Source organism: Nocardia sp. NPDC056541, assembly GCF_042794235.1.
In the GTDB taxonomy this organism is placed as follows: domain Bacteria; phylum Actinomycetota; class Actinomycetes; order Mycobacteriales; family Mycobacteriaceae; genus Nocardia.
Genome location: NZ_JBHTUD010000004.1, coordinates 310,352 through 335,068 on the forward strand (window position 1 = coordinate 310,352; position 24,717 = coordinate 335,068).

General features: G+C 65.7%; 30 protein-coding genes. 20 read left to right on the forward strand and 10 right to left on the reverse strand.

Translation table 11 applies throughout. The features are described 5' to 3' along the window. Nucleotides 1–69 precede the first annotated feature (69 nt). The 4 genes from ACFQ9R_RS09210 to ACFQ9R_RS09225 all read left to right on the forward strand — a co-directional run bounded on the left by ACFQ9R_RS09210 (nucleotide 70) and on the right by ACFQ9R_RS09225 (nucleotide 2,156). On the forward strand, nucleotides 70–432 hold the full coding sequence (locus ACFQ9R_RS09210; RefSeq protein ID WP_378989848.1) for a winged helix-turn-helix transcriptional regulator: 363 nt from the start codon (nucleotides 70–72) through the stop codon (nucleotides 430–432). A 172-nt stretch (nucleotides 433–604) separates the two neighbouring features. Beyond that, on the forward strand, nucleotides 605–871 hold the full coding sequence (locus ACFQ9R_RS09215; RefSeq protein ID WP_378989849.1) for a hypothetical protein: 267 nt from the start codon (nucleotides 605–607) through the stop codon (nucleotides 869–871). A gap of 233 nt (nucleotides 872–1,104) precedes the next feature. Next, on the forward strand, nucleotides 1,105–1,611 hold the full coding sequence (locus tag ACFQ9R_RS09220) for a hypothetical protein (protein WP_378989850.1): 507 nt from the start codon (nucleotides 1,105–1,107) through the stop codon (nucleotides 1,609–1,611). Nucleotides 1,612–1,667: 56 nt separating this feature from the next. Continuing rightward, nucleotides 1,668–2,156, forward strand: coding sequence for a hypothetical protein (locus ACFQ9R_RS09225; RefSeq protein ID WP_378989851.1), 489 nt, complete (start codon nucleotides 1,668–1,670; stop codon nucleotides 2,154–2,156). Between the two features lie 30 nt (nucleotides 2,157–2,186). On the opposite strand, the gene rox is transcribed toward ACFQ9R_RS09225, so the two are convergent. Both rox and ACFQ9R_RS09235 read right to left on the reverse strand, forming a co-directional pair. Next, nucleotides 2,187–3,626, reverse strand: coding sequence for a rifampin monooxygenase (gene rox, locus ACFQ9R_RS09230; RefSeq protein ID WP_378989852.1), 1,440 nt, complete (start codon nucleotides 3,624–3,626; stop codon nucleotides 2,187–2,189). Nucleotides 3,627–3,831: 205 nt separating this feature from the next. Next, the gene (locus tag ACFQ9R_RS09235; protein ID WP_378989854.1) at nucleotides 3,832–4,224 is read right to left on the reverse strand and encodes a winged helix-turn-helix transcriptional regulator; all 393 of its coding nucleotides are present in this window, start codon (nucleotides 4,222–4,224) and stop codon (nucleotides 3,832–3,834) included. 118 nt (nucleotides 4,225–4,342) lie between these two features. Here ACFQ9R_RS09235 and ACFQ9R_RS09240 point away from each other — a divergent pair, with 118 nt between their 5' ends. The 4 genes from ACFQ9R_RS09240 (at nucleotide 4,343) to ACFQ9R_RS09255 (ending at nucleotide 8,160) form a co-directional block, all read left to right on the forward strand. Beyond that, nucleotides 4,343–5,215 carry an alpha/beta fold hydrolase gene (locus tag ACFQ9R_RS09240; RefSeq protein WP_378989855.1) on the forward strand — a complete coding sequence of 291 codons (873 nt, stop codon included), beginning with the start codon at nucleotides 4,343–4,345 and terminating at the stop codon, nucleotides 5,213–5,215. Nucleotides 5,216–5,329: 114 nt separating this feature from the next. Next, on the forward strand, nucleotides 5,330–6,103 hold the full coding sequence (locus tag ACFQ9R_RS09245) for a MerR family transcriptional regulator (protein ID WP_378989856.1): 774 nt from the start codon (nucleotides 5,330–5,332) through the stop codon (nucleotides 6,101–6,103). A 348-nt stretch (nucleotides 6,104–6,451) separates the two neighbouring features. Continuing rightward, entirely contained in the window at nucleotides 6,452–7,678 is a 1,227-nt protein-coding gene (locus ACFQ9R_RS09250) for a lipase family protein (protein WP_378989858.1), read from the forward strand. A gap of 131 nt (nucleotides 7,679–7,809) precedes the next feature. Further along, on the forward strand, nucleotides 7,810–8,160 hold the full coding sequence (locus ACFQ9R_RS09255) for an HNH endonuclease (protein WP_378989860.1): 351 nt from the start codon (nucleotides 7,810–7,812) through the stop codon (nucleotides 8,158–8,160). 33 nt (nucleotides 8,161–8,193) lie between these two features. Here ACFQ9R_RS09255 and ACFQ9R_RS09260 read toward each other — a convergent pair whose 3' ends face one another. After that, entirely contained in the window at nucleotides 8,194–9,174 is a 981-nt protein-coding gene (locus ACFQ9R_RS09260; protein ID WP_378989861.1) for a zinc-binding dehydrogenase, read from the reverse strand. Between the two features lie 83 nt (nucleotides 9,175–9,257). Between ACFQ9R_RS09260 and ACFQ9R_RS09265 the strand changes: the two genes are divergently transcribed. Further along, on the forward strand, nucleotides 9,258–9,917 hold the full coding sequence (locus ACFQ9R_RS09265; protein ID WP_378989862.1) for a TetR/AcrR family transcriptional regulator: 660 nt from the start codon (nucleotides 9,258–9,260) through the stop codon (nucleotides 9,915–9,917). 96 nt (nucleotides 9,918–10,013) lie between these two features. On the opposite strand, the gene ACFQ9R_RS09270 is transcribed toward ACFQ9R_RS09265, so the two are convergent. Together ACFQ9R_RS09270 and ACFQ9R_RS09275 are read right to left on the reverse strand one after the other, a co-directional pair. After that, on the reverse strand, nucleotides 10,014–11,066 hold the full coding sequence (locus ACFQ9R_RS09270; RefSeq protein WP_378989863.1) for a hypothetical protein: 1,053 nt from the start codon (nucleotides 11,064–11,066) through the stop codon (nucleotides 10,014–10,016). A 116-nt stretch (nucleotides 11,067–11,182) separates the two neighbouring features. Next, nucleotides 11,183–12,121: an SDR family NAD(P)-dependent oxidoreductase gene (locus tag ACFQ9R_RS09275; RefSeq protein WP_378989864.1), complete on the reverse strand. Its 939-nt coding sequence runs from the start codon at nucleotides 12,119–12,121 to the stop codon at nucleotides 11,183–11,185. A gap of 187 nt (nucleotides 12,122–12,308) precedes the next feature. On the opposite strand from ACFQ9R_RS09275, the gene arfB reads away from it, so the two are divergent. The 3 genes from arfB to ACFQ9R_RS09290 all read left to right on the forward strand — a co-directional run bounded on the left by arfB (nucleotide 12,309) and on the right by ACFQ9R_RS09290 (nucleotide 14,286). Continuing rightward, on the forward strand, nucleotides 12,309–12,737 hold the full coding sequence (gene arfB / locus ACFQ9R_RS09280; protein WP_378662109.1) for an alternative ribosome rescue aminoacyl-tRNA hydrolase ArfB: 429 nt from the start codon (nucleotides 12,309–12,311) through the stop codon (nucleotides 12,735–12,737). Nucleotides 12,738–12,928: 191 nt separating this feature from the next. Further along, nucleotides 12,929–13,609 (forward strand): 3,4-dihydroxy-2-butanone-4-phosphate synthase, encoded by a 681-nt coding sequence (ribB, locus tag ACFQ9R_RS09285; RefSeq protein WP_378989865.1) that lies wholly within the window; start codon nucleotides 12,929–12,931, stop codon nucleotides 13,607–13,609. After that, nucleotides 13,606–14,286, forward strand: a complete 681-nt coding sequence (locus tag ACFQ9R_RS09290; protein ID WP_378989867.1) for an HAD family hydrolase — start codon at nucleotides 13,606–13,608, stop codon at nucleotides 14,284–14,286. Before ribB ends, ACFQ9R_RS09290 begins: the two co-directional genes overlap by 4 nt. A gap of 17 nt (nucleotides 14,287–14,303) precedes the next feature. Here ACFQ9R_RS09290 and pyrE read toward each other — a convergent pair whose 3' ends face one another. Next, on the reverse strand, nucleotides 14,304–14,855 hold the full coding sequence (pyrE, locus tag ACFQ9R_RS09295) for an orotate phosphoribosyltransferase (RefSeq protein ID WP_378989868.1): 552 nt from the start codon (nucleotides 14,853–14,855) through the stop codon (nucleotides 14,304–14,306). 127 nt (nucleotides 14,856–14,982) lie between these two features. After that, nucleotides 14,983–15,822, reverse strand: a complete 840-nt coding sequence (locus tag ACFQ9R_RS09300) for a LysR family transcriptional regulator (RefSeq protein WP_378989870.1) — start codon at nucleotides 15,820–15,822, stop codon at nucleotides 14,983–14,985. Nucleotides 15,823–15,927: 105 nt separating this feature from the next. Between ACFQ9R_RS09300 and ACFQ9R_RS09305 the strand changes: the two genes are divergently transcribed. Then, on the forward strand, nucleotides 15,928–16,653 hold the full coding sequence (locus ACFQ9R_RS09305; RefSeq protein ID WP_378989872.1) for an SDR family NAD(P)-dependent oxidoreductase: 726 nt from the start codon (nucleotides 15,928–15,930) through the stop codon (nucleotides 16,651–16,653). A gap of 96 nt (nucleotides 16,654–16,749) precedes the next feature. On the opposite strand, the gene ACFQ9R_RS09310 is transcribed toward ACFQ9R_RS09305, so the two are convergent. After that, nucleotides 16,750–17,379 carry a maleylpyruvate isomerase family mycothiol-dependent enzyme gene (locus ACFQ9R_RS09310; protein ID WP_378990018.1) on the reverse strand — a complete coding sequence of 210 codons (630 nt, stop codon included), beginning with the start codon at nucleotides 17,377–17,379 and terminating at the stop codon, nucleotides 16,750–16,752. Between the two features lie 565 nt (nucleotides 17,380–17,944). Here ACFQ9R_RS09310 and ACFQ9R_RS09315 point away from each other — a divergent pair. The 4 genes from ACFQ9R_RS09315 (at nucleotide 17,945) to ACFQ9R_RS09330 (ending at nucleotide 21,156) form a co-directional block, all read left to right on the forward strand. Further along, nucleotides 17,945–18,340: a MerR family transcriptional regulator gene (locus ACFQ9R_RS09315; protein ID WP_378989873.1), complete on the forward strand. Its 396-nt coding sequence runs from the start codon at nucleotides 17,945–17,947 to the stop codon at nucleotides 18,338–18,340. Between the two features lie 107 nt (nucleotides 18,341–18,447). Next, nucleotides 18,448–19,371, forward strand: a complete 924-nt coding sequence (locus ACFQ9R_RS09320; protein ID WP_378989874.1) for an NADP-dependent oxidoreductase — start codon at nucleotides 18,448–18,450, stop codon at nucleotides 19,369–19,371. A 205-nt stretch (nucleotides 19,372–19,576) separates the two neighbouring features. Further along, entirely contained in the window at nucleotides 19,577–20,692 is a 1,116-nt protein-coding gene (locus ACFQ9R_RS09325; RefSeq protein ID WP_378989875.1) for a protein kinase family protein, read from the forward strand. Between the two features lie 146 nt (nucleotides 20,693–20,838). Beyond that, nucleotides 20,839–21,156, forward strand: coding sequence for a hypothetical protein (locus tag ACFQ9R_RS09330; RefSeq protein WP_378989876.1), 318 nt, complete (start codon nucleotides 20,839–20,841; stop codon nucleotides 21,154–21,156). Between the two features lie 138 nt (nucleotides 21,157–21,294). Here ACFQ9R_RS09330 and ACFQ9R_RS09335 read toward each other — a convergent pair whose 3' ends face one another. After that, nucleotides 21,295–21,777, reverse strand: coding sequence for a hypothetical protein (locus ACFQ9R_RS09335; protein ID WP_378989877.1), 483 nt, complete (start codon nucleotides 21,775–21,777; stop codon nucleotides 21,295–21,297). Nucleotides 21,778–22,046: 269 nt separating this feature from the next. On the opposite strand from ACFQ9R_RS09335, the gene ACFQ9R_RS09340 reads away from it, so the two are divergent. After that, a complete protein-coding gene (locus ACFQ9R_RS09340) occupies nucleotides 22,047–22,451 on the forward strand; it encodes a hypothetical protein (protein ID WP_378989878.1) in 405 nt (134 codons plus the stop codon). 34 nt (nucleotides 22,452–22,485) lie between these two features. Here the strand turns inward: ACFQ9R_RS09340 and ACFQ9R_RS09345 are convergent, their stop codons facing one another. Next, the gene (locus ACFQ9R_RS09345; RefSeq protein ID WP_378989879.1) at nucleotides 22,486–23,019 is read right to left on the reverse strand and encodes an AAA family ATPase; all 534 of its coding nucleotides are present in this window, start codon (nucleotides 23,017–23,019) and stop codon (nucleotides 22,486–22,488) included. Nucleotides 23,020–23,203: 184 nt separating this feature from the next. Here ACFQ9R_RS09345 and ACFQ9R_RS09350 point away from each other — a divergent pair, with 184 nt between their 5' ends. Continuing rightward, nucleotides 23,204–23,449 carry a VOC family protein gene (locus tag ACFQ9R_RS09350; RefSeq protein WP_378989880.1) on the forward strand — a complete coding sequence of 82 codons (246 nt, stop codon included), beginning with the start codon at nucleotides 23,204–23,206 and terminating at the stop codon, nucleotides 23,447–23,449. 531 nt (nucleotides 23,450–23,980) lie between these two features. Continuing rightward, complete coding sequence (locus ACFQ9R_RS09355) at nucleotides 23,981–24,595, forward strand: alpha/beta hydrolase (protein ID WP_378989881.1); 615 nt, start codon at nucleotides 23,981–23,983, stop codon at nucleotides 24,593–24,595. Nucleotides 24,596–24,717: the final 122 nt, after the last annotated feature.

A 24,717-nucleotide genomic window follows, 5' to 3' on the forward strand; every position in this document is an offset into this window, starting at 1 on the left:
CAACCAACGGTCAGGATCGATAGTATGCACAATCTTGTCCATATGGACGAAATGGATATCATCGAGCGTATGGCAACCACGGAGGAAGTCCGGGCGCCGATCGTCCGAGCGATGCGGAGCTGCCCCGTCGAGGTGAGCATCGCCGTCCTCGGCGGCGCCTGGAAGATGACCATCGTCAAGCACCTGCTCGACGAGTCCCTGCGCTACGGCGAACTACGCCGCAAGGTCGGCGAGGTAACCCCCCGCGTCCTCACCCGTCAGCTCCGCGAGCTGGAACAAGACGGCATCGTCAACAGACATTCTTTTGCCGAGGTCCCACCGCGTGTGGAGTATTCGCTCACCCCGACCGGGCAGGCGCTGCGCGGTTTCGTGTCCGAGCTGAACCGATGGGGCGCGGAATACACCGAGAGTATTGCCCGTCCCGACCGGTGAGCACTGACGGGATGGCGCCTGCGGAAGGTCCCCGACCTGGCTGGCCATACGCCTGTATCCGAGTAGGTTGCAGACAAGAGCAGTAGTGGGAGGTCTCTATTTCTGAGATCGTCAGCAACGCTTGACAACTGGTTGCGACCGCGTTGTCCGAGCTGAACTCGAAGGAGGACGGATGAGCGTTTCCTGGAAGGACGTCCAGGCGTTCCGTGGTCGAGGTGAAGTCGCGAACGCGCTCGCCAGTCGTGCGCAGGACGTCGATCGCTGGGCGGAATCCGAAGGCTACGAGGTGCGCGATGATGGCTCCATCCGTGACGTGTGGCGCGCGACCGGCCGCGACATCGAGCTGACCGGAGCGGAGTCGGTTCGCCGATACAAGGTGGTGTTCGACCTGCGATCCGCCATCGATGCGGTCCTCTCGGATGCGCAGCCGCACGAGTAGCGACGTCGGTACGGGCGAGGTCATACAGATTTTCGGCGGTCGCGGCGTCGTCTGCGTGTGTCCGAGTACGTGGATTTTGCGTGCGGCGGCTGGCACACGGGCTGGTCGCCACAGGTGGTGGGCACAGCGGGCTGCTGACTGATAGCGGGTCGTGAGGCAGAATGTGGACGTGAGCGTTAGAAGTAAGCCGAAGTTCGGGGCGGGTGTCGCGGCGCCTGTCTGCGGTTAGTTCGATGTCGGACCAGGAAACAGGGCCGGGGTTCGCGCGCGGACCCGGCAACAGTCGATTCGATGCGGTGGAGCGGCTGCGTCAGAAGTTGGCAGAGACGAGGGCTGCCGAGACGGGTCCGCGCCAGGGCGACGACGCGCCGTCGAACGTCGTGCGTCTGCCCAAGCCGCCGCGGCGACGTCAAGAGGATATCGGTGCAGCTCCGCGCTGGTCTCCGGTTCCCGATGGCGCCTACGATCCGGCGGCCACCCGCCCGGTGACTCGCGCGGAGTTGCAGCGCGAATCAGGATCGTTGCCGGTCAACGATGTGACGCAGGCCGGCGCCGAGTCGGGCGCGAATGCCGAGCGCGATGCGAATCTCATCGATTTCGACGCGTCGCGCCGTAAACGTGTCGGCGGGGAAAACCGCCCCGGCGGCGGTCGGCGGATGGTGCGGCCGCGCAGGATCGGCCCGACCCGCAGCGATGGCGGTGACGCCGGTCCGTCGCGCCCGGACGAACCTGGCCGCTGAGTCGTTTCGGTGCCACCTGCTCCACCCGTTCATCGCGGCCCCGGCATCATGGTGTGATGCGAATCAGCGTCACCGGGCACACGAACATCTCGGCCGAAACGGTCCTGCTCGTTCGTGCGGCCATCGCCGACCTGATCGCCGACACACCGGGTCTGGTCGGCATCTCGTGCCTTGCCCGCGGCGCGGACAGCGTATTCGCGGAAGTGGTTCTCGACGCGGGCGGGCAGCTCGAGGTGGTGGTGCCGTCGCGCGACTACCGGGAGTCGAAAGTGAAGCCGGATCACCTGGCGCAGTTCGACGGGCTCATCGAGCGGGCCACGACGGTTCGGGTCATGGACTTCGGCAACGCGGGCCGCGAAGCGTATGAAGCCGCCAACGAGGTCCTGGTCAGCGAGGCCGACCGGATGATCGCGGTGTGGGACGGGAAGGCCGGCGAGCGTGCCGGTACCGGGACCGTGGTCGCGCTGGCGCGTGCGCGGGGCATTCCGGTCGATGTGGTGTGGCCGAACGGTGCCGTACGGGATCAGCCCGGCCCGAAGCAGTAGCCGGCTCCACTGGTGTGGATGGCGCGGACGTCATCGAGACGCATGTGCGGGCTTGCCGAACCAGTGGGAGAGACAGGTGTTCAGGTCCTGCTGGTGCTCTCCGATCCAGGCGACGTGGCCGTCGGGACGTAGCAGCAGCGCTGGAACATCCAGTGCCGCAGTGGGATCCGCGATGATGTCGACCCGGTCGGACCAGCCGTCGACGGTCAGGCGTTCGGTGCGGTCCAAGACCAGACCGCGGCCCTGACGTAGTCGGTCGTAGAGGTGGCCCTGTTTCAGGTCGAGGTCGGGCAGGCGGCGGCCGAGTAGATCGGGGCCTGGGCCGAAGTCGTACCGGATGGCGGTCGCGGTGATCTTCTCGATCAGGTAGCGGTTCACCTCGTCGAAGCCCATCAGTTCGGTCAGCAGCCTGCGGACGGCCTGTGGGCCCGGCTCGGTGGACGCCAGTTCGACCTGGGCACGGGTGTTGTCCAGCACGTCCGCGGCGACTGGATGACGCTCGGAATGATAAGTGTCCAGCAGGGTTTCCGGCGCCCAGCCGTGGATCTGCCCAGCCAATTTCCAGCCGAGGTTGACGGCGTCCTGAACGCCAAGATTCAGCCCCTGACCGCCGGCGGGTGGGTGGATGTGCGCCGCATCGCCCGCCAACAGCACCCGACCGACCCGATAGCGCTCGACCAACCGGGTGGCATCGCCGAAACGAGACAGCCAGCGCGGGGAGTGCACGCCGAAATCGGTTCCGGCGATCGCGCGCAACTGCTGTTGGAAATCCGCGAGCGTGGGCGGTTCCGTGCGATCCTCGCGCACCCCCGCGGCGGGAACAACGACGCTGTAGATGTCCTCCCCGAAGGGCCTGAGACTGAATACCGCATGGGTCGCGCGTATTTCGGTCACCTTGGCGACGATCTCTTCCTGCGAGGCACCCACTTCCATCTCGCCCATCAACGTCTCGGTCCGCGCGGGCTCACCGGGGAAATCGACACCGAGCAGTTTGCGCACCGTACTGCGCGCACCGTCACAGCCCACGAGATACCGCGACCGCACCTGCTCACCGTCAGCCAGCTCGACAGTTACGCCCTCGTTGTCCTGCTCGAAACCGGCCACCGCGCAACCACTTCGGACCTGCGCACCCAGCTCGATCGCATGGTCTTCGAGCAGGTGATCGATGATCGGCTGCGGAATGCCCAGCTGATAGGCGTACGCGGAATCCAGCCCCTCGGGCGTCGGTGTGGCGATGGCGGCGAAAACCCCGCCGACCGGACGCTGCCGTCCGCGTTCGAGAAGACGATCCAGCAGCCCGCGCATCGCCATCAGCTCCAGGCTGCGCACATGCAGACTGACCACCCGGACGAACGACGACACGGACTCGGGTTCCTTCTCCAGCACGAGAACCCGCACATCGTGCAACCGCAGCTCAGCGGCCAGCATCGCACCGGTCGGCCCACAGCCGGCAATGATCACATCGAACATGAACCACCCATTCGCCCGAATTCTCGCCGATCCCGTCGCCGCATCCCCGCCACCGCGCGTGCAGGCAGCGCGCTGATCCCGGATTTCCGCAGGTCCTGGCCTCGGCCGCCCATTGTGCGGTACCTCCAGCGCTCGCCGCAAGCGATATATGCCGAGCCCGAGGGTGTGTTGCCCGACCGATCTGCGAAGGCGCCCGCTGGGGAAGCTATTCGGTGGTCGGGTCGGCGTGTGCGTCATAGACGGCGCCGGCGCGGTCGATCTCGGCCATATGATCCTCTGCCCAAGTGCGCAGTGCCGCCAAGGGGACCTCCAGGGACGAGCCCAGTTCGGTGAGCCCATAGTGCACGCGTGGTGGCACCGTCGGTTCCACTCGGCGGGTAACGAGACCGTCCCGGGTCAGGTTGTGCAGGGTCACCGACAGCATCTTCTGGGATACACCGGGCATTCGCCGCCGCAGCTCGGCGAACCGCACTTCATCCGGGGCGGCCTGTGCGAGGACCTTGACCGCCATCGACGTCCATTTTGTGCCGATGCGGTCCAGCAACTGACGTGTCGGGCATTGCGCATCGAACAGATCGCCGCGATCCGGTGCCTTCACCTGCGCTGATCGAGTAGTCACCTGGACCTCACCACCTGTAGTCGACGTGCCGTCTAGGCAGCGTACCTGAGATTACCTATCGTTCCCTGATAACTAATAGTTACTGACCGGAGGTCCCATGTCCCGCACGCCGCCGCTCCATGCCGCGCCTATCGAGCTGCGCCAGATCGAGACCAACGGCATCCGCGCCAATGTCGCCATCGCAGGCTCCGGGCCCGCAGTCGTTCTGCTGCACGGCTTTCCGCACACCTGGCGATTGTGGAGCGAGATCATCGGCCCGTTGTCCGCGCAGTACCGGGTGGTTGCCCCGGACCTACGCGGGTTCGGCGCCACCAGCCGTGCGTCGGACGGCTACGACGCAGGCACGCTGGCCGCCGATATCGCCGGGATCCTCGATGCCCTCGGCGAACCCACCGCGGCCGTGGTCGCGATCGACGCAGGCACCCCGGTCGCGGTCCTGCTCGCCCTGCGGCACCCCGACCGGGTACGGCGGCTGGTGGTCATGGAAGCACTGCTGGGCAGGCTCCCCGGCGCCGAGGACTTCCTCGTCGCGGGTCCGCCGTGGTGGTTCGGATTCCATGCCGTCCCCGGTCTCGCCGAAACGGTCCTGCTCGGCCACGAGGCGCGGTATATCGAGTGGTTCCTCACCACCGGCACCCGAGGCCGGGGCGTGCGGGAAGATATCCGCGACGCGTTCGTCGATGCCTACACCGGAGATGACGCCCTGCGCTGCGCCTTCTCCTACTACCGCGCACTGCCGACCAGCGCTCACCAGATCGATCACGCCGTGGCGACCGACCGGCTCACCGTACCCACCCTGGCGATCGGTGCCCACCCGGTCGGCGACGCGCTGGAGCGTCAGCTACGCCCCATCGCCACCGACCTCACCGGACACATCATTCCGGATTGCGGTCACATCATCCCGCTGGACCGCCCGCACGAACTGCTCAGCCTCATGACACCCTTCCTCGCCGCCGACCAACCCGACTGAAGACCACTCGGTCCACCGACCGAATTCAACCTCGGCCGCGGGTATTGAGGTTCACGTTGCGTGCATGTTTAGCGTCGAGGTGCCGGATCGGCCGGTCGAGTTCCAAGTAGGAGGATGGGTGTGTTCTGGTCTGTTGCCGAAATTGCCCGCATGTCTGGCGTGACACCGCGCACGCTGCGGTACTACGACGAGATAGGGCTGCTGCCGCCCGCTGGTATTCGCAGCAATGGCTACCGCGTCTACGAGCAGGAGCAACTGCTGCGGTTGCAGCAGATTCTCGTGTTGCGGGAGTTGGATATGCCGCTCGATGCCATCGCGGCGATTCTCGACGGGCAGACCGATCACGTGCAGGCGCTGCGCGAGCACCACGCGAAGGTGACCCACAAGCGTGATCGTCTCGCCCGGGTAGCACACACGCTTGCCCGCACCATCGAGGAACTCGAGACACAGAACGGAACAGTTGTTGTGACCGAAATCAACAGGCCGGAAAACCTTTTCGAAGGTTTCGACCCGAACCGGTACGAAGCGGTACGAGGCGACGATTGGCCGGATCAGGAGCAGGCCCGGCAGCGGTCGCAACAGTTCATCGACTCGCTCAGTACCGAGGACATCGAACGGATGCAGCGAGATACGACCGCAGCGATGATTCGGATGGCCGAATTCATGTCATCCGAGACGGCGGTGAGCGACCCGTCCGTACAGGCGGAGATCGAGACGGCATACCAGCTCATCCGCGCGACTTGGGACCCGGGCGCTGGCGCGTTCAAGGCGCTGGCTCGTACCTATGATGACCCGGGCCATGCCGAGAATTTCGACCGGATCGCTGTAGGGCTTGCGACGTACTACCGCGACGCAATGGTGGTCTTCGCCGACACCCGGCTCACCTGAGCTAGGCGGCAGCTGCCGCAGGGGCGAGTCGTGTCCGGGGGGCTTGTACGACGGCTCAACCAGCAACACGCGGTCACGCTTGTCGACAAACAAGGCCCCGCCCCCATTCGCTTGCCCGGCAGCCTCGAATATCTTCGGCTAGTCCAGAGCCCATGGGGTACAACGCTATCCAGCCTGAACACCAGATGTCGTGCCGCTGTTCGAGTAGGTGGCTTGTCGGATATTGCTATGCGGCATCCCCATCGACTACCCGGTCACCAGATCGCTGGTTCGGGTGTCAGGTCCTGTCGAATGCACTACTCTCGCGGGAACGCAAACCTAGAACAGGTTCTCGGGGCGGGGTATTCGATGCGGGCAGTGCAGATCGCGACATTGCGGGCGGCGGTTGGCGGTGTGGTCTTCGCGCTCGTAGCGGCGTGCGCGGGTTGGGCTACGGCAGTGCCGCTGCCGGAACAGGATTCGTTCTACGCCCAGCCTGCGGGTCTCGCCGACCTGGCCGATGGGACAGTGCTCGCGTCGCGGGTGATCGAAACGGAGTCGTTCTCGCAGCCGCTGCCGGCGGATGCCTGGCAGGTGCAGTACAAGACAATCGACAATCATGGGGCACCCCGGGCCTACATCGCGACAGTCCTTGTACCGCATCGAGAATGGATTGGCGACGGCCCGCGTCCGCTGCTATCGTACCAGGTAGCCGAAGACGGCGTCGGCTCGACATGCGCACCTTCGTATGCGCTGCGTGGTGGGATCGACGGCGTCCCCAGCGGCGCGTACGCCGAGACCGGCATGATTCGGTTTGCACTGCAACAGGGTTGGGCTCTGGTCGTACCGGACTATCAGGGTCCCGACTCCGATTTGTTCGGTGCCGACGGATATGTCCACGGCGTGCTGGACGGTATCCGCGCGGCCAGAGCGTTCGCGCCCGCGGCTGTCGACCCCGCGGCGCCGATCGGCATGTGGGGATACTCCGGCGGTGCACAGGCCACCGCTATCGCCGCGCAAGCGCACACCACCTACGCCCCGGAACTGCGATTGTCCGGTGTGGTGCTGGGCGGGGTCGTCGCGGACCTGGAAGCCACCATGTCCGGCTTCAGCGGTGGAATCGCCGGTGGCGCGGTTGTGGTCGGCCTGGTGGGGTTGGACCGGTCCTATCCCGAAGCTGATGTGGCTCAGTACCTCAACGAATCCGGCCGCAGGATGCTGGCCGCGAGCCGGGCCGATTGCGTGCCCCACGCCGCTCTGGCGTACCCGTTTCTCGATGCGGCGGCGCTGGAAGCTTGGCCTGGGTCGATCACGAACAACGCCGAACTGAGCACGGTGGTGCGGAAAGCCAGCCCCTTGTTCCGCCCGGGCGAACCTGCCGTGCCGGTGCTGCTCCATCACGCTGTCGCTGACGAGTTCGCGCCGATCGGTGCCGCCCGGGCGCTGGCCGGAAAATACTGCGCCGCTGGGATTCCGGTGCAGCTGCTGGAGAATTCCGTCGGCGAGCACGGTACCGAAGCCATGCTGGGAATGCCGACGGCCCTGACCTATCTGGCCGACCGATTCGCCGCGAAGCCGGCAGCAAGCACCTGCTGAGCGGCATCGGTCCGCGACGGCCCAGGGGATAGGGAAACAGACTCAGGCTCGGTGTCCACGGTGCGGACTGTGCCGGAAATAGTGGCCCGGCCTCCGGCCAATTGATCATCGCAACGCGTAATGTGACCGTCGTGCCGACTGGGGGTAGCAAACAGGTCCGCGCCGCACGTAAGCGCAAGAAGCGGATGGCGGCCGTCTCCCACGACCTCACGGACGCGCAGTGGGACGCGCTCAAAACGTCCTGGGGTGGGTGCGCCTACTGCAAATCTCCCGTCACCTCGCTGCAGAAGGACTGCGTGCAGGCCCTCTCGGGCGGTGGCCGCTACACGCTCGGCAACGTCGTGCCCGCGTGTGGGTCGTGCAACGCCAGCAAGTGCAACGCCGAGGTGACCGGCTGGCTGCGCCGCAAGAAGCTCGACGAACGCTCGTTCCTCGTGCGCCACTATGAGATCGCGACCGAGCTCACTACGAGGTTCGCCTAGCCGCGTACAGGATGTTCGGAGCAGCAAGCGATCTCACCGACGCTTGGTGACCGATGGAATGAGCACGACTCTGCCGAACACCTCGCCAGCGTCCATTTTCCGGTGCGCCAGCACAGCTTGCTCCAGGGAAAGTATCTCGTGCACAACTGCTTTCAGCTCGCCGCGAACCGCGGCCGCGAATAGTTCGGCGGTTGCTGCTCGTCGGTCGGATATGGGCACGGTATCGGCACTGAAGGTCGCGAACGACGTCGATCGCCGGAACGCCTTGATCATCTCCACGCCGAAGTCCGCGGGCGGCATGCCTGCCATAACACCGACGACCACCATCCGACCGTTGGGCTCGAGCTTGGTGAGGAACGACGGCAGATCCGCACCGGCGGCGATGTCGATGATGACGTCGTAGCCCGTGGGAGCGTTGTCCGCACCCCAGCCGGCGCGGTCCAGCACATGTGTCGCGCCGAGATCGCGCAGGCGATCGCCGCGCGCAGGCGAGGAAGTGGTAACCGCGACCGCACCCGCACCGCCACGAGCCGCGAGCTGGACTGCCACCACGCCGATTCCGCCCGCCGCGCCACGCACTAGTACCGACTCTCCGTGCGTGAAATGCGCATGGCGCAACGCGAAGTGGGCCACCATGGCCGAGCTGCCGAGGGTCACCGCGTCGACAGCCGACAGGGCCTCTGGAACGGGAACGAGCGTCTCGGCGGAAGCGATGGCGCGCTCGGCATAGCCGCCGCCCTCACCGGTGAACGCCCACACGCGCTGACCGATCCACCCTGTGTCGACGCCCTCGCCGACCGTGGTCACAGTGCCGACGACCTCTTGGCCCAGAGTATGACCTGGCGTGATCCCGAAGGCGGCCAGTGCGCCACTTCGGACAAGAGCGTCGACACCGCCGACACCGATCGCCTCGGTCGTGATCAACAGCTCTCCGGCGGCCGGATTCGGGTGCGGGAGTTCGACCACCGCGAGGACCTCTGGACCTCCGAATGCCTGGACCACTACTGCTTTCATCGGCGTCTCCGTGTTCTGTTCGAGGGGAACTGACCAGTGGGACCGTAACGGACGCCCCCGTCCGTTTAGCTAAAGTGAGAGCGGTGACCACTGGTTTGCCTCACACCCTGCGTTCGGATGCCAGGGACAACCGCGAACGCATTCTCGATGCGGCCCGCGCGGTGTTCATCATCGACGGCCTGGATGTGCCGATGCGCGAGATCGCCCGGCGCGCCCAGGTCGGCCCCGCCACCCTCTATCGCCATTTCCCGACCAAGGAGATGCTGGTTGCCGAGGCGTTCACCGATCAGATGCTCGCCTGCCGGACTCTCGTGGACGAAGGGCTCGCCGACCCTGATCCCTGGCACGGCTTCTGCCGCACCGTCGAGAAGCTCTGCGAGCTGCAAGCCCGCGACCATGGATTCGCCGCAGCCTTCATGTCCGCCTACCCGCACGCGCTGGACTTCGCCGCGATCCGCAACTCCTCGCTCACCGGCGCCGCCGAACTGATCCGCCGCGCCAAGAACACCGGCCACCTGCGCCCCGACATCGTGGCGGACGACCTCATCCTCATGATCATGGCCAACAACGGCATCCATGCGGGCACATCGGCAGCAGGAATCGCGGCCTCGCGCCGCTTCGCTGCCCTCATGATCGAGGCGTTCCGGGCCTCACCGAGTTCTGTACCGCTACCGCCGGTGCCACGATTGATGCCCCCGATGCCCCGACGCAAGCCTGGCAGAAACGCGGATGCTCGGAGGTAGGGCTGTGCCGACCACGGGCAGTGGGCGGCCGAGTCGGTTCGTGCGGTGAGCGAGTGAGGTCCACCGACTGCGCCCGCTCGGGCTCGGGCGAGGCGGTCAGTAGTTGAAGTCGGGTGCGTCGATGGGAACGACTGGGGGCCAAGGGTTGTGGTGTAATTCGCCCTCGGGGATGCGGACGCCGTGGAACCAGCCGTGGGTGGGGTCGGTGCGGGAGGTTTCGCTGGCGTCGATGTAGTCCAAATGCAGCCAGGACCATTGTTCGTGCGCGGGGCAGGGGCCGGTTCGCGCCCCGGGATCGCTGACTACGTCGGATTGGACCAGAACGTCGAGGTGGTAGGCGGCGGAGAACCAGCGTGCGGTGTCGCGTGCGGCGGGGTCGGGGTCGCGGTGCCAAGTGGTGCTCAGCGCGCGCTCGTCACCGAGACCACCCGCGCCTATCGAGCGTGCGGCCAAACGTCGGACCATGGGCGCAGATTCGGTCAGGTCCGCGCATATACCTTGGGTGACAAGGGAATTGGCGTAGTGTCCCGGTCCGTTCACCGAGATCATCACCCCACCGGGGATCCGGCGGTCGTGATGACGGCGCAGATGGGCACCGGTATGGAACAGCTGCACACTGCCTTTGAACAGGCGCAGCACCCCGTCGCTACCGCGCAGCGGGATCGCCTCGGTATAGATCACGTCGGGCCGCACGGGTGCCAGTTCGGTGAGGTACAGCGATGCCAGTTCGGTGCACAGACGGGCGAATGCGGGGCCTGGCCGGGCGTGAGCCAGACACCGGCTGTTGAAGATCACCAGAAAGGCACTGCTCATTCCGCGCGCGGCCCGCTCCTTCCAGGTGCGTCGGTCTGCGGCGATGCGGGCTGAGATCGCGTGCGGCCCGGCCGCGAGCGTCTGTTCGCCGACCCAGCACAGATCCATCGCCAATCCTCGCGCTGGTGTGCCGGACTTGGTGGCCATCCGTCCGAAAACACATGGCTGGTGCCGGGCCGCCCAGTCCAGAAACGCCGCGCGTTTGGTCTGCTCATCGGCGGCGGACAGCAGAATCTCGTTGGCGGCGTCGATATCGGGGCCGAACGATGTTCCTGCTGGAAATCGGGGCAGTTCGGAGAGTGTGTCGAGCGAGATACCGGCCGGAATCGATGTCATCGTTGCCTCGGTGTCGGGGGCGATGAAGCTTCTGGACCGGCCAAGTCTGCCCTGCGGTCATCCCGATCGCACGCCGCCACTCCGTGTGGCTGAACGCGGTGCCGAACCGAAATGGGTCACTGCCGAGTCGGTGCGGAAGGACGCACGAATGGATCGACGTCAGTGAGTGCCGCACTGGCGGCCCACAGTTCGGCAGCAGTGTCGTGGTCGGTCATGTGCGCGTGGGGCGTTTCGCGATGCGGTTGCCCTCGAAGACCGAAAACCCTCGGCCCCCAGAGTTGCCCGCCGTCTATCTCGCTGTCGAGAACGGCTCGGACAATGGTGGTGGCCGCCGCGTGTTTACCGTGTAGCGCAACACCCGCGGGTAGTCCGCGCAGGCGCTGGGCGGTGGTGCGAACGAACAGCGGTGGCCGAGACGGCGTCAGTGAGTCCAAGGCACCGCCGGGGTGGACGACGATGCTGGCGATGTCGGCAGCATTCGCGCGCAGGCGACGATCCAGTTCGAAACCGAACAGCATTTGGGCCAGCTTCGATCGCCCGTAGGTGCGCTTGGGTCGATAGTCGTGCTCGGATTGCAGATCACCGAGATCGATTCGCTCCGACCGTGCGGCGAAGCTGCCCACCGTGATCACCCGGCTGTTCGCTGTCGCGGCCAATAGTGGTGCCAGATGTGCGACCAGTGCGAAGTGCCCGAGATGGTTTGTCGCGAACATCAATTCGTGTCCGTGAGCACTCATGCGACGATCGGGACCGGACAGCAGGATTCCCGCATTGAGCACGATCGCGTCCAGACTGTCGACATCGAGGGCGCCCACCGTCACCGACAGTGCGGACAGATCCGAGAGATCCAGACGCACGCACCGCAGTCGAGCATCGGGAACCCGTGCCCGGATCGCGCGTACCGCGAGGTCGCCCTTGGTGGTGTCGCGGCAGCCCAGCACCACGGTGGCACCGTTGGCCGCGAGCTGCTCGGCGGTGAAGTATCCGATGCCCGCGTTGGCGCCGGTCACCAGAATGTTCTTTCCCTCGGCTCGTCGGCCGCTGTGCCACGTCATGTCATCGACTCTGACAGCGGACCCTTGCGCCGCCCTTGCACGCTACTGTCCTGGCGTGCGAAGGGACGGCCTGGTTGTTTCCCGCCGACAAGGTCATCGCTATCGTGAACGACAAGGTCACTGTCCAGTCGGACCTGGGCCGACCCGGCCGAGGTGGCTGTTCGATCGGAGAGAGTGGCGTCGGATCATGGCAGAGGACCTGACCGTGACTCGGGGGCTGGTGATACCCGCGTCCGAGTTGCGCGAGCGGTTCTCACGGTCGTCCGGCCCGGGAGGGCAACACGTCAACACCACCGACAGCCGGGTAGAGCTGTCCTTCGACCTCGCCAACTCACCCTCGGTGCCGGAGTGGCTGCGCACCCGGATGCTCGACCGCCTGGCCACCCGCCTGGTCAACGGTGTCCTCACGATCGCCGCATCGGAGCAGCGCGCACAGCTGCAGAACCGCGCGGCCGCCCGCGAACGCCTGGCCTCGCTACTCCGCGATGCCGCTGCCGCCCCGCCACCCGTTCGCCGCGCCACCAAGCCCTCGCGCGGAGCGAAGGAACGACGCATCTCCGCGAAGAAGCGGCGCGGTGTCACCAAACGCAACCGCCGCGCGTCCCCCGACGACTAGCCGACGGCATCCCTCGGCGGCGGCACAACAAACGAAATATTCCGCGAGGTCAGGCCCGGAACAGCAGTATGCGGCCGAGCGGATGCTTCGTGCGGTTGATGGGGGCTGCGTGCGCAAGCCCCGGGGCGTACGATCACAATGATCTTGGTTTTCATTCTTGCCTGCTGTGTTGAGTGCGTGATTTCACTCCCATGACCTGGACAGGAAGGCCAATGATGACCGTTGCAGCGAGCACACACGACCGAGCGAATCTCTTCGATGAACTCGATGATGCGATCAGCGAAATCACCGCCGGCCGGCCAGTGATCGTGGTCGACGACGAGCACCGCGAGAACGAGGGCGACTTGATCATGGCCGCCGAACTGGCCACGCCTGAAACGCTCGGGTTCTTCATTCGCTACACCGGAGGAGTGGTGTGTGCGCCGATGTCGGTCGAGCGGGCCGAGCTGCTCGGGCTGCCGCCGATGACCGCAATGAATCAGGACTGCAAGCAGGCCGCGTTCACCGTGACCGTCGATGCGGTAGCGGGCGTGGTGTCCGGCATCTGCGCGGCCGACCGAGCCGCTACCCTGCGCGCACTGGCGGACCCGGCGACCCGGCCGGAAGACCTTCAACGGCCGGGCCACGTATTCCCATTACGAGCACATCCTGACGGGCTCGCGGCGCGTCAAGGTCACACCGAAGCCGGAATGGAATTGATGCGGCTGGCCGGCCTGTCCCCGGTGGCGGCGATCAGCGAGGTCTGTCACGACGACGGGGCGGTGATGCGTTTGCCCGCATTGCGTGCCTTCGCCGATTCCCATGAGCTGAAGCTGATTTCGATCGATCAGCTCATCGCCGCCACCGGAACCACGGCGCCCGTTCCCTCATGAGCAAGTACGTCGAGGCCGTCCTGTTCGATCTGGACGGGACTCTCGCCGCGACCATGGTGCCCTGGGACCGCTGCTGGGCGCAATACGCCGCCGGCCATGGCCATATCTGGACCGATGTCGACCGACACAGGACGCATGGCCACGGTGACTGGGCCCAGTATCTGGCCCGGGTGTGTGGTGTCGATTCCGTCGATCAGGTCATCGCCGATTGCGTGAGGGCGATGATCGACCAGCTCGAGGCCGGTCACATCGAGTTGCTCCCGGGGGTGGACGCGCTGCTGAGGGCGGTCACGAGCCGGGCGGTGACCGGTGTGGTGTCGGCTTCTCCACGCCGGTTTGTCGCTGCCACCCTCGATCATTTCGGGCTGCGCCGCTCCCTGCAGGTCGTGGTCGCTCGTGAGGACCAGACGCAAACCAAGCCCCACCCGCAGCCCTGGTTGCATGCCGCGGCCCTGCTCGCAGTCGACCCGAATACTTGTATAGCAGTGGAGGATTCGGTGGCAGGGATTCGGTCAGCGCATGCGGCAGGGATGCGGGTGCTGGCGATCCCGAGCTGGGCGCCCGACCTGTCTCCGAGCGAAGCGAAACTAGCCGAGCATCTGGCCCCTGACCACCGCCACGCCCAGCAGTGGCTGAGCAGCATGCTCACCGAATCGGCCAGCACGATCACCCGCTGACGCGAATCAGGTTGCTCCTACTGCTGATGCACGGTGTCGAGAATTTGTTTGGTCAGTACGGGGCGCACGGCCACCTGCACCGACGGGAGCTGGTTGATATCCGGGTTCGAGCGGTCGATCGCACAGATGACCGTGTCGACGATCGCCCCCCGCGATCGCAACTGCTCGGTCGCGGCGACGACCGCTCCACCGGTAGTGATGACATCCTCGATCAGCACGATGCGGCGGTCCCGCACGTCGCCGCCTTCGGCAAGCTGTTGTGTGCCATAGGGTTTCGCTGCCTTTCGGATGAACAGCGAGGGCAGTCCGGTCAACTGGCTCAGCATGGTGACGAGTGGGATCCCGCCCAACTCGAGGCCACCGAGCATCTCAGTGTCTTCTGGGACCAGTGCGACCATCCGTTCGGTGATTCGTCGCAGCAGCTGAGGATCGGCCTCGAACAAGTACTTGTCGAAGTACTCATCGGCAACAATTCCCGATCGCAGCTCGAAGGACCCACTCAGCCGACAACGCTGATCGATGTCATGAGCGAGGTCGAAAAGAACCGGGTCGTTGCGAATGTCCAGCACGACATCATGTTCGCAGACTGTCTGCGACCCAACCACTCAGCCGTCAGTCGCCCAGCTCTTCGCGCTGCCATCGGCAGATGCGGACGTTCCTGACCGCGCGGTATGCGGCATTTGCGGATGCCATCGCCTAGAGGCTTGTCGCCGTGCGGACGAGGTCGGCGATGGCTTGTGATCTGCTGTGTGGTGGCCAGGCGATGACGGTGGTGACGGCCGGTGCGTCCGGCACCGCCACGATGGCGTGCTCGTGGCGTAGCTGGGTTCGGAGCGACTCGGGCATGACCGCGCAGGCCCGGCCGAGCGTGATCAGCTGGGTCAACTGGGTATGGTCGCGAACCTGTGGGCCGGGGCCGTCTGGATAGCTTCCATCGGGTCGAGGCCATCGCGGTAGGGGCAGGTCCGTCAGGGCGTTGACCTCGGCCATCGACAGGTGAGTTCGGTCGGCGAGGGGGTGTCCCGCGGGCAGGACCACGATCTGCTGTTCGGTGTGCAGGTCCTCGGTATCGAATCCGGCCGTCGTGTCGTAGGGCCGGTGGAGCAGAGCGACGTCGGCACTCCCGTTGCGTAGCAGGGCTTCCGGTTCGCCGGGCCCGCACAGCACCACCTCGACTGCGACAGCGCAGGGGTCGGCGGCGTAGGCGTCCAGCAGCTTCGACAACAGTTCGCTGGACGCTCCTGCCTTGGTCGCCAGCACCACACCGGGCCGGTCGGCAGCGGCGCGGCGAGTGCGGCGCTCGGCGGCTTCGACCGCTTCGATCGCCAGCCGGGCCTCCCGTAGCAGCACCGCCCCGGCTGGGGTCAACGTGATCGCGCGCGTAGTGCGGTGCAGCAGAACGACTCCGAGCCGGCGTTCCAGTTGCTGGATCGCCCGCGACAGCGGTGGTTGCGCCATCGCGAGCCGTTGCGCCGCCCGCCCGAAGTGCAACTCCTCGGCGACGGCGACGAAGTATCGCAACTCCCGCGTCTCCACCGGGCCATCGTATCCGGCACTCACCACGGCCAATACCCGCGCGGTATCGACGCACACCCGATCGGTCTTGGACGTCCCACCCGTGTCCGCAGCATTGTCAACGGCATGAGTGAACGGACAATCGCGCTGGTGACCGGCGCGAACAAAGGAATCGGATTCGAGATCGCGGCGGGCCTGGGCGCCCTCGACTGGCGAATCGGCGTGGGCGCGAGGGATCGACAACGCCGCGACACCGCGGTGGAGAAACTGCGCGCGGCCGGAATCGAGGCGTTCGGCGTGCCGCTCGACGTGGACGACGACGCGAGTGTCGCCGCCGCGGCAGAGTTGATCGCCGACCATGCGGGAGGGCTCGACGTCCTGGTCAACAATGCCGCGATCACCGGCAGCGTGCCACAGACGCCCACCACGGTCGATCCCGCGACCGTGCGCGCTGTCGTGGAAACCAACGTGATCGGCGTCATCCGGGTCACCAACGCGATGCTGCCCATGCTGCGCCGCTCGGCAGCACCGCGAATCGTCAACATGTCCAGCAGCGTGGGCTCGCTCGCCCTGCAGACCGCTCCCGGCCTCGACACGGGCCCGGTTCCCACTGCCTACTCGGCGTCGAAGACCTTCCTCAACGCCGTCACCATCCAATACGCCAAGGAACTGGGCGACACCAACATCCTGATCAACTCCGGCTGCCCAGGTTTCACCGCCACCGATCTCAACGGTTTGCGAGGCGTCCGCACTCCAGCACAGGGGGCGGCGATCGCGATTCACCTCGCGACTTTGCCCGACGACGGACCGACCGGCGGATTCTTCGACGATGCCGGAACAGTGCCTTGGTGACAGGCGCACGGTGCGTCCGGGCGGTCCGGGCCCTTCCCCGGATCGCTGTTCACCGCACGGTCGTGACAGGTGCGGCCTCGGCGGAGGGGGACGGGATCATCCGCTGCGGGTGCCGGATCGAGCGGTCACCCGGTCGCGCAGTATCGGCACGCCGGGTCCGGCAAGGTCATCGCAGTACGTAGATCTGCCGGCCATCGCCATGGTCAGCGCGATCGTGGTCCCGCTGACGACAGGGCCGGACCCGGCAGCAAAAGGTCCGTCGGTCGCCTCCAATCGCAGGCCGTCGGTATTGCTGCGGCTGGTGACCGTGAAGTCACTTCCGGCGTAGAAACGCGCGACTTCGGTAGCGGATTCCGTCGACGGTGTGCGCGGTAGTCCGAGGGGACGCCGGATGTCTTGTGCGTGGACAACGACTTCACCGAGCCAGGCCGCCGTGGGTCCGGGAGCCGCAAGGGTGCTGGTGACGACCGCCCGGAACCGTTCGAGGGTTTCGGCGGGAGTACTCCCACGGTGCTCGGCGAGACGCCGGTTGTTGTGCTTGTCGAAGTCGAACCGGGCACCCAGGACGCTGGACAGCCAGCGCAGCCGTCCGATGCTCGCCGCTGCGGTGAGGTGCGCGACGACCTCTTCGACAACCCAGTCCCCACACAGCGAGGGCCGTCCCCACTGCTGGTCGTCCAAGCCGGCGAGATCGTCGGCCAGGGCGGCACGTTCGGCGTGGGCCATCGCCCACAGGGTGTCACGGGCCAGGGCATCCGGCACTAGGTACCTCCAACACTCAGTCGCCTACGGGTGCGATGTGCACCTCACGGTGTACGGCGAAACGGGCGCGCGGAGCCGCTTCGTCGTTCTGTAGTGCAGACGCCGCGATCTGCACAGACTCATCGGTGCGTGCGTTGTGAATGTCATGTGGCCATGCCGAGGGTTTCGAGAATCCAGCGTATTGCGCGGCGAGTCCTTGTGCGATACCGGCTGCGGGTTCAGGTCCTGGGCGGAGTGGTTGGTCACGCCGGGTTCGCGCTACTCGCAGACCATGAACGTCGCGTCGAAGCGCACACCGACCACGCCGACGCCACTGCCGAGATAATCGCGATGCGCGTCGGGCTCACCACCGCCCGGATTCCTGCGGTGACAGACAGAACCGCAGTCCTCGCACACGCGGGCTGCTCGCCGAACATGCCGAAACCGGCCGACTGCCGAACTTCCTTCTCGAATCGTCGCTTGGGCGCGGCCCCAGCTGACCACATCGGAGGCCCTCCGGGCTGGGAGCACATCGGCGTAGCCTCGCAGGATGCGGATCGGCGAGCTGTCCAAGCGCACGGGCGTGAGTCCGCGCTCACTGCGGTACTACGAAGCGCAGGGTCTGCTGACCAGCTCACGCTCCGGCGCCGGGCAGCGCCACTATTCCGATGCGGAGGTCCAGCGTGTGTCGCTCATCCGGCAGCTGTTCGACGCGGGTATGTCCAGCCGGGTGATCGCGACCGTGCTGCCGTGTGTGGACATTCCCGGTGACCTGGGTGTCGCCGAGGAGACGTTCGCGACGATGACGCGCGAGCGCGACCGGATCGACGCCGAGATCGCGCACCTGACCGAGAACCGAGATGCGCTCGACGCGCTGATCAGGGTCAACAGCCGGCACCGGGCGGAGCTGTCGGTGGCCGCCGAACCGGTGGCGCGGTCGGCCTGATGCTGTGACCTGCACCTCGATCGGTTGCCTCTTACATCGGTGTGAGGGGTGAGGATGGCTACAGAGCCCGGAATCACCTGGGCCGGTCATTCGAGAGGCGGCGGAAAATGGGGCAGGCGTGGGGTTTCGGCAGGTATGGCGGGCCCGAAGTACAGGAGTTCTTCGATCGTCTCGATCCCGTTCCCGGTCGCGGCGAGGTGCTGATCCGGGTCGACGTCGCCGGCGTGAATCCCCTTGACCACCTTGTGCGCTCGGGTCTGGTCCCTGGGCTCGACGGCGGACGTCCATTTCCCCGCGTGCTGGGCATGGAGGCAGCCGGAATCGTTCTCGCCCGGGGCGAGGATGTCGAAGGGCTCGAGGTGGGTGATGCGGTCTTCGGCTTCGCACTCACCGGTGGTGGTACCTACGCCGAGACGACGGTGCTGTCCGCGCCGAACGCCGCGCGCATCCCAGCGGGCCTGTCTGCGACCGTGGCGGCAACGCTGCCGGTGGCCGGGACGACCGCAGTGGATGCGCTCGACCAGCTCGACCTTCCGGCCGGTGCCACGGTCCTGGTCAACGGCGTCGGCGGTGGGGTCGGCCTCGCCGTCGCCCGGCTGGCCATCGGGCGCGAGCTGCGTGTGCTCGGCACCGGCAGTACTGCCAAGCGCGAGCACGCTGAAGCCATCGGAGTGCGGTTCATCGACTACGCCGCCGAGAACGTCGTCGCGGCGACGCGCGAGCTGGTTCCGCACGGCTTCGACGGGGTCGTCGATCTGGTCGGAGGTACCTCGCTACGGACGGTCGCGCCACTGGCCCGCGATCCTCGCAACGTCATCGCGGTGGGTGATATGTCTGTGCCCGACCTCGGTGGGCGTTTCATCGAGCGTCGCCTGGACCGAGAGAATCTGGAGCGCTCCGCCCAGCTGGCCCTCGACGGAGTCCTCGCACCCGTGATCACCGCGGTCCATCCGCTCGCCGACGCCCCGGCCGCCCTCGCCACCGTCGAGAACGGCCACATCTCGGGCAAGGTCGTCATCAAGGTGACATGAGAAGCGCCGGCTTTCCGACGCCGAGAGCGGGCCGCACCCAGGACCGCGGATCGGGAAACAGCGATACCACCCTGCTCAGAGTTCGACAGGTTGAGACCGCGATAGGCTGACTGTTGATTGCCGCGGAATCGCAAGTGCGGCTGGGGGAGGGGCGGACGTGGTGATACGTGGCCGAGAGTCCCGCGATGCTGCGGCGCCCCTTGACATGTCGCGCACGGAGCGCTTGCGCGTCCACGGCGCCGTCTCTACTGCGCTGGCTCTGCACAGCGATCATGCGTTGGGCGAGCTCGTGGATGCGGCCGTGCCGATCGGTTCCGGTATCGGCGGGAAGTCAGCGCTGCTGGAGATCGCCGGAGCTCCGGTTTTCGTGAAGCGAGTGCCCCTCACCGATCTGGAACGGCAGCCGGAGAACGTCCGGTCGACGGCGAACCTGTTCGATGTGCCGCAGTTCTACCACTACGGTGTCGGCCTCATCGGTGGGGCGGGCTTCGGAGCTTGGCGCGAGCTCGCCGTGCATACCATGACGACGAACTGGGTGCTCGCTGCCGAACGCGAGGGGTTCCCGCTGATGTACCACTGGCGGGTGCTGCCGGACACGACGCCGCTGTCGGACGAGCTCGCCGACATCGATCGCGCCGTCGCCTACTGGGATGACCGACCCCGGATACGCCATCGGATCGAGGCCGTTCGGGACTCTTCGGCGAGTATCGCGCTGTTCCTGGAGTACATTCCGCAGACCCTGCACGAGTGGCTGAATGCCCAGATCGAGGCGGGCGATGAGGCCACTGACCGGGCCTGCGCCATGGTGGACCGCGAGTTGGCCGCCGCCACCGCCTTCATGAACGGTCGGGGGCTCCTGCATCTCGACGCGCACTTCCAGAACATCCTGACCGACGGTCGACGCCTCTACTTCGCAGATTACGGCCTCGCGCTCTCCTCCGGGTTCGACCTCTCACCGCAGGAAGCCGCGTTCTTCGACCGGAACCAGAGCTATGACCGCGGCTTCACCGCAACCTATTTGGTGAACTGGCTGCTCACCGCTCTGTACGGGCTCCGGCGGGACGACCGGGCCGAACGCATCGAGATGGTGCGCGCCATCGCGGCGGGCGCGCCGCCGGAGGGCATCCCCGAGGGGGCCGCCGCGGTTCTCATCCGGCAGGCGCCGGTCGCTGCGGCGATGTCCGCGTTCATGCTCGCGTTCCAGCAGACGAGCCGGAGCACCCCGTACCCGGACGATGAGATCCGCCGCCTGCTTGACGAGCAGACTTCTGTGTTCGTTCAGCCGCTCCTGTCGTCAGATCAGTTCGGGCGGAAGTGCTAACGCCGGGACAAGCGTTGCGAGGTCGACAATCGACGATCTGTCTCCAGATCGAACGGTCGCGACGGGTCCACGGGCCGGCAGGGCAACCGCGGGCACCGAATTGCGTCCTGAGTGGAGTGAACGATCTCATCGGTACGCTCGTAAGCATGGGTGGGGACTTGCTACTGCTGATCGTCACCATCGGTCCGGTGGCGCTGTTGGGGTGGGCGGCTGTTCGGGCGAAGCACCGCGGCTTGGGAGGGTCGTTCGTCGGGCCATTTCAGGAGATGTTCGATCCCGGTGCGGCGCGAGCGCAGATCGTCATCGAGGAGATCGCGGAACTGCCGGATCCCGCGGACTCCGGCGACCCGGACAACGACGATGATTCGCCGAACACGGTGGTGTACAAGGGCATTCGGCTCTACATCGACCCTGATAGGGCTCGGCGGCGTGGAGGTGGTGGGACCGCCAGGCAAGCGGGATGAGCACCCGCCTGGCAAACCCGAACAGCCGTCCGACAATCACGCTCTCAGAATTCACCGTCTGATGGTTGCGAGGATTGACGAAGTGCACTCTCCTGGTCGACGTTTCGAGAGTTGTTCCTGCGATGACTCATTCCGAGGTCATCGAGACGTTGGAACAGGGGCGGCGATTGCGGCGTCGAGGCTCTGGACAGCTTTGTCGTACTGATTGCGGTCGAACAGAAATGGGCCGAATGCGGCGCAGTCACGAGTGGTGCGATACGGCTGTTCGAAGTGGTCCCATACGACAAGGTCGCCGGTCGAGGTTATGCGCGTCAGCAGCGGCCAGCAGCCGAAATCCCCGCAACTGCAAGCAAGTACAGGAGTCTTCTGTCCCATGGTGAGGGGAGAGGAACCGTGAAAATGCTCCTCCGCTGACTCGAACCGGACGAACAGCGGGACGAGGCCACCGTAACGGCCGCCCACAGGCTCCAGGTCGGCGCTGATTTCGAAGGTGTCGATGAGATCGGTCAGAGGGATGGTATCGATGCGGGGCATGATCTGGGGGACGTCGGTGGGGCCGGGTGGTCCTGGTCGATAGTCGAACCCGATCTCGCTGATAGCTGTCAATCGGTTGCGCTGCAAGCGCTTCCGATCTCGGGTGATCGACCCAGCACCCGCACGGCGGCGCGAGTCGGGGGCTTGGGCCCTGCGCGGGATCACCGACTGAGGCGCACGACGCCCTTCCCAGTTGAAAGAATCACGGCGTCAATGTATCCAGCGCTCGCCCATCCCGCAACGGTGGAGGCCCTCTGCGGCGCCGCCCAATCGGACGCTCATCGGTAGGTGAGTGCGGACGTCGGGGTCGCGCGGGTCGCGGCTTGAGAGTGCGTCGGGCCGGTAGCATCACGAGCGTGGGCGACCAGGACCGGCCGAGCGAGCGGGTTGTCGAGCAGCGACTGCGAAACCGCGCGATAGAGGCACTGGAGACACTCGTCGAGGGGGACGAGGGTGTTCGTAGATGGGGGTACGGGGACTACGTCAACGAGTTCTTCGACACGATCGACGACGACGGAGCCTGGCGATGGCGCGAATGGTCGACGTTCACACCGGCAGAGGTGACCGCGCTCGACAAGGTGCAGCGAGCACTCCTTGATGCCTGTGCTGCGACACCTCGGATTTCGTCCGATGAGGAGTTCGTCGCTTCGGGGTGGCCGAGGCGTATCAAGCCGGTCGCGGCTGCGGCGCTCGAACTGATGCAGTCGAGAGGTCGTTTTCGAGAGGATCGCGAGGAAGATGTGCCTTCGCGTGCGAGCTGAAACTCACACCACCGATCGCACGAGAATCGGCAGATCAGTATGTCAGTGCGTTCAGAACCGCATGGCCGCGCTGGTCAAGTGGGCAGGCCAGCGCGAGGATGGGCACGTCTTCGAGTAACTGCATGTCGTCGGCGTAAACCAGTTCCAGCAGAGCATCATTCACGCTGCGCCGGAGCCCGGTCAGTTCCGGTGTGGGTAGTACACGTTCGGTCTCGGCAGTGATGGGAACAATCACCAGCAGATCGAGGGAGGCCAGTGCGGTGCGTAGGGCGGTTTCGTCGATCCCGGCTTCCGCGTCGACGCCGATGGCTGCCAGATATGCGAGGAAGTCGAGCGGTGTCCTGTCGTATACCGCAGCGGGTGCGGGATCGCCGAGTAGGCGCATCGCGTAGCGCAACTGTGCCCAATAGTCCGCGGCCACGGGCGGATACGCGAATTCGTATCCTTCTTCTTCGAGTAGTACGTACGGTTCCTGGATTGCTGTGTGCCCGCGCTCCAGTCGCGCACAGAGCTCTTCGACCAAGGTTGTCTTGCCGGTTCCATGCGGTCCGGAAACCCCGATGCGCAACTCTGCCCCTTCCAATGTCTGGTCACTAGTCTGCGTCCTGCAAGGAATCGTGCGGAAATCAGGTGTGGAGTCCAGGGTGTCAGGATGCCCAGGCTGGAGACCACCGCCCCCTTCCTTCGAGGCGATCGCGCCGAAATTTGTCTGTCTGCAACCAGTTCCTGGCATCCGTCAGCAGGAGCACACAGTGAAGCTCGTCTCGATCCGTGTGATCACTGACGACATCCAACGACTGGTCAGCTTCTATCAGCACGTGACCGGCGTCGAAGCCAACTGGGCTACACCAGATTTCGCCGAAATCGTGCTGTTTCGAGATCCCGACGGCAACCTGATCAACCTCTTCACCCCGGCGGCCCGGACACAGCAGGTCCGCCACCGAAACATTACGTCACGTCGCGGAGTAGTACGGACTTCAGCAGGTCGCCACCCATAGAGTTTCACGGATCGGTGCGCACAAGGTCGTAGACATAGGACCGTTCACCCTTGCGGCTCACCCACACGCCCTCAGGAGGAACCTCGCCTTGCCCAGGTTCGTCGAACGGGCGACTCGATACCTCATCGGCCGCGTTGCACACCACCCAACCGAAGTCGGGGAGTCGGCAACACCAGATATCGAGGTCGGTCCGCTTATACGACGGGAACCCATGCGCGTCCCCATCGCGGACGAACTCATATGTCAACCCATCCACGCGCCGCACGAACCTCACACCCGACATCGGACCATTCTCACCAAAGACCTCGACATGAACAACCAGGTCCCCGGTGAGGTTGACGAGAACCCAGGGACCGCATACGTGGTCAGCTCTGCTGATTGCTGAGCAATCCTCGACCAGGTGAGCCTCTGTGTGTGAACGGCTGCCGGCCCCTGTGTGCGCACGCCACCCCGGAACAGGACATATGCCGGTCACACTGAGGGTGCCAGCGCGTGTTCCGCGGTGGCTTGAGCCCCGTAGGGTCTGTGTCGATGACGGCATCGACACACGCTCACTGCTTCCACGCTGGCGCTGTCGGCGAATCACCGCTCGTTCTGCTCCATGGCTCACACGGCAGCGAATCCGACCTCATTCCGGTAGCCGACGAAATTGCCCCAGAGGCATCAAAACTGAGTGTCCGTGGCACAGTCAGCATGGATGAGGGCTATGCCTTCTTCCATCGCTTGCCGGACCGTCGCGTGGACCCGCGCGACATCGTCACCAGGACGCGGATGCTGGCAGGTTTCATCGCAACCGCCTGGGCTGACTACAACCTCACCAGACGCCCCGTCGCAATCGGTTTCTCCAACGGCGCCATCATGGGCGCGGCTCTACTCATGACCTATCCGGGATTGCTGGCGGGAGCGATCCTCTTCCGTCCCCTGGCCCCGTTCGCCCATGATCTAGCCGACCGCGTCGACAACACTCCAGTTCTGATAGTCGACGGCGCGCACGACAACCGCCGGTCACCCGGGGACGGCCTTCAGCTGGCTGAACAGCTGCGTCGTGCGGGAGCTCGGGTAACCCATCAGGTGCTATCGGTCGGCCATGCGATCACCGCCGAGGACAAAATCGTTGCGCGCGAGTGGCTTCTGGCGCAGAGGTAGTGAGCGATGGTGCCCAACCGAGGTGCCACACATTGCCCGGGCGATCTCTGCGCGCCTACGGTCATGCTCCGAGCACGACTGGTCTACGCACAAACTTCGAGTTTCACGAGACAACCAGTTTC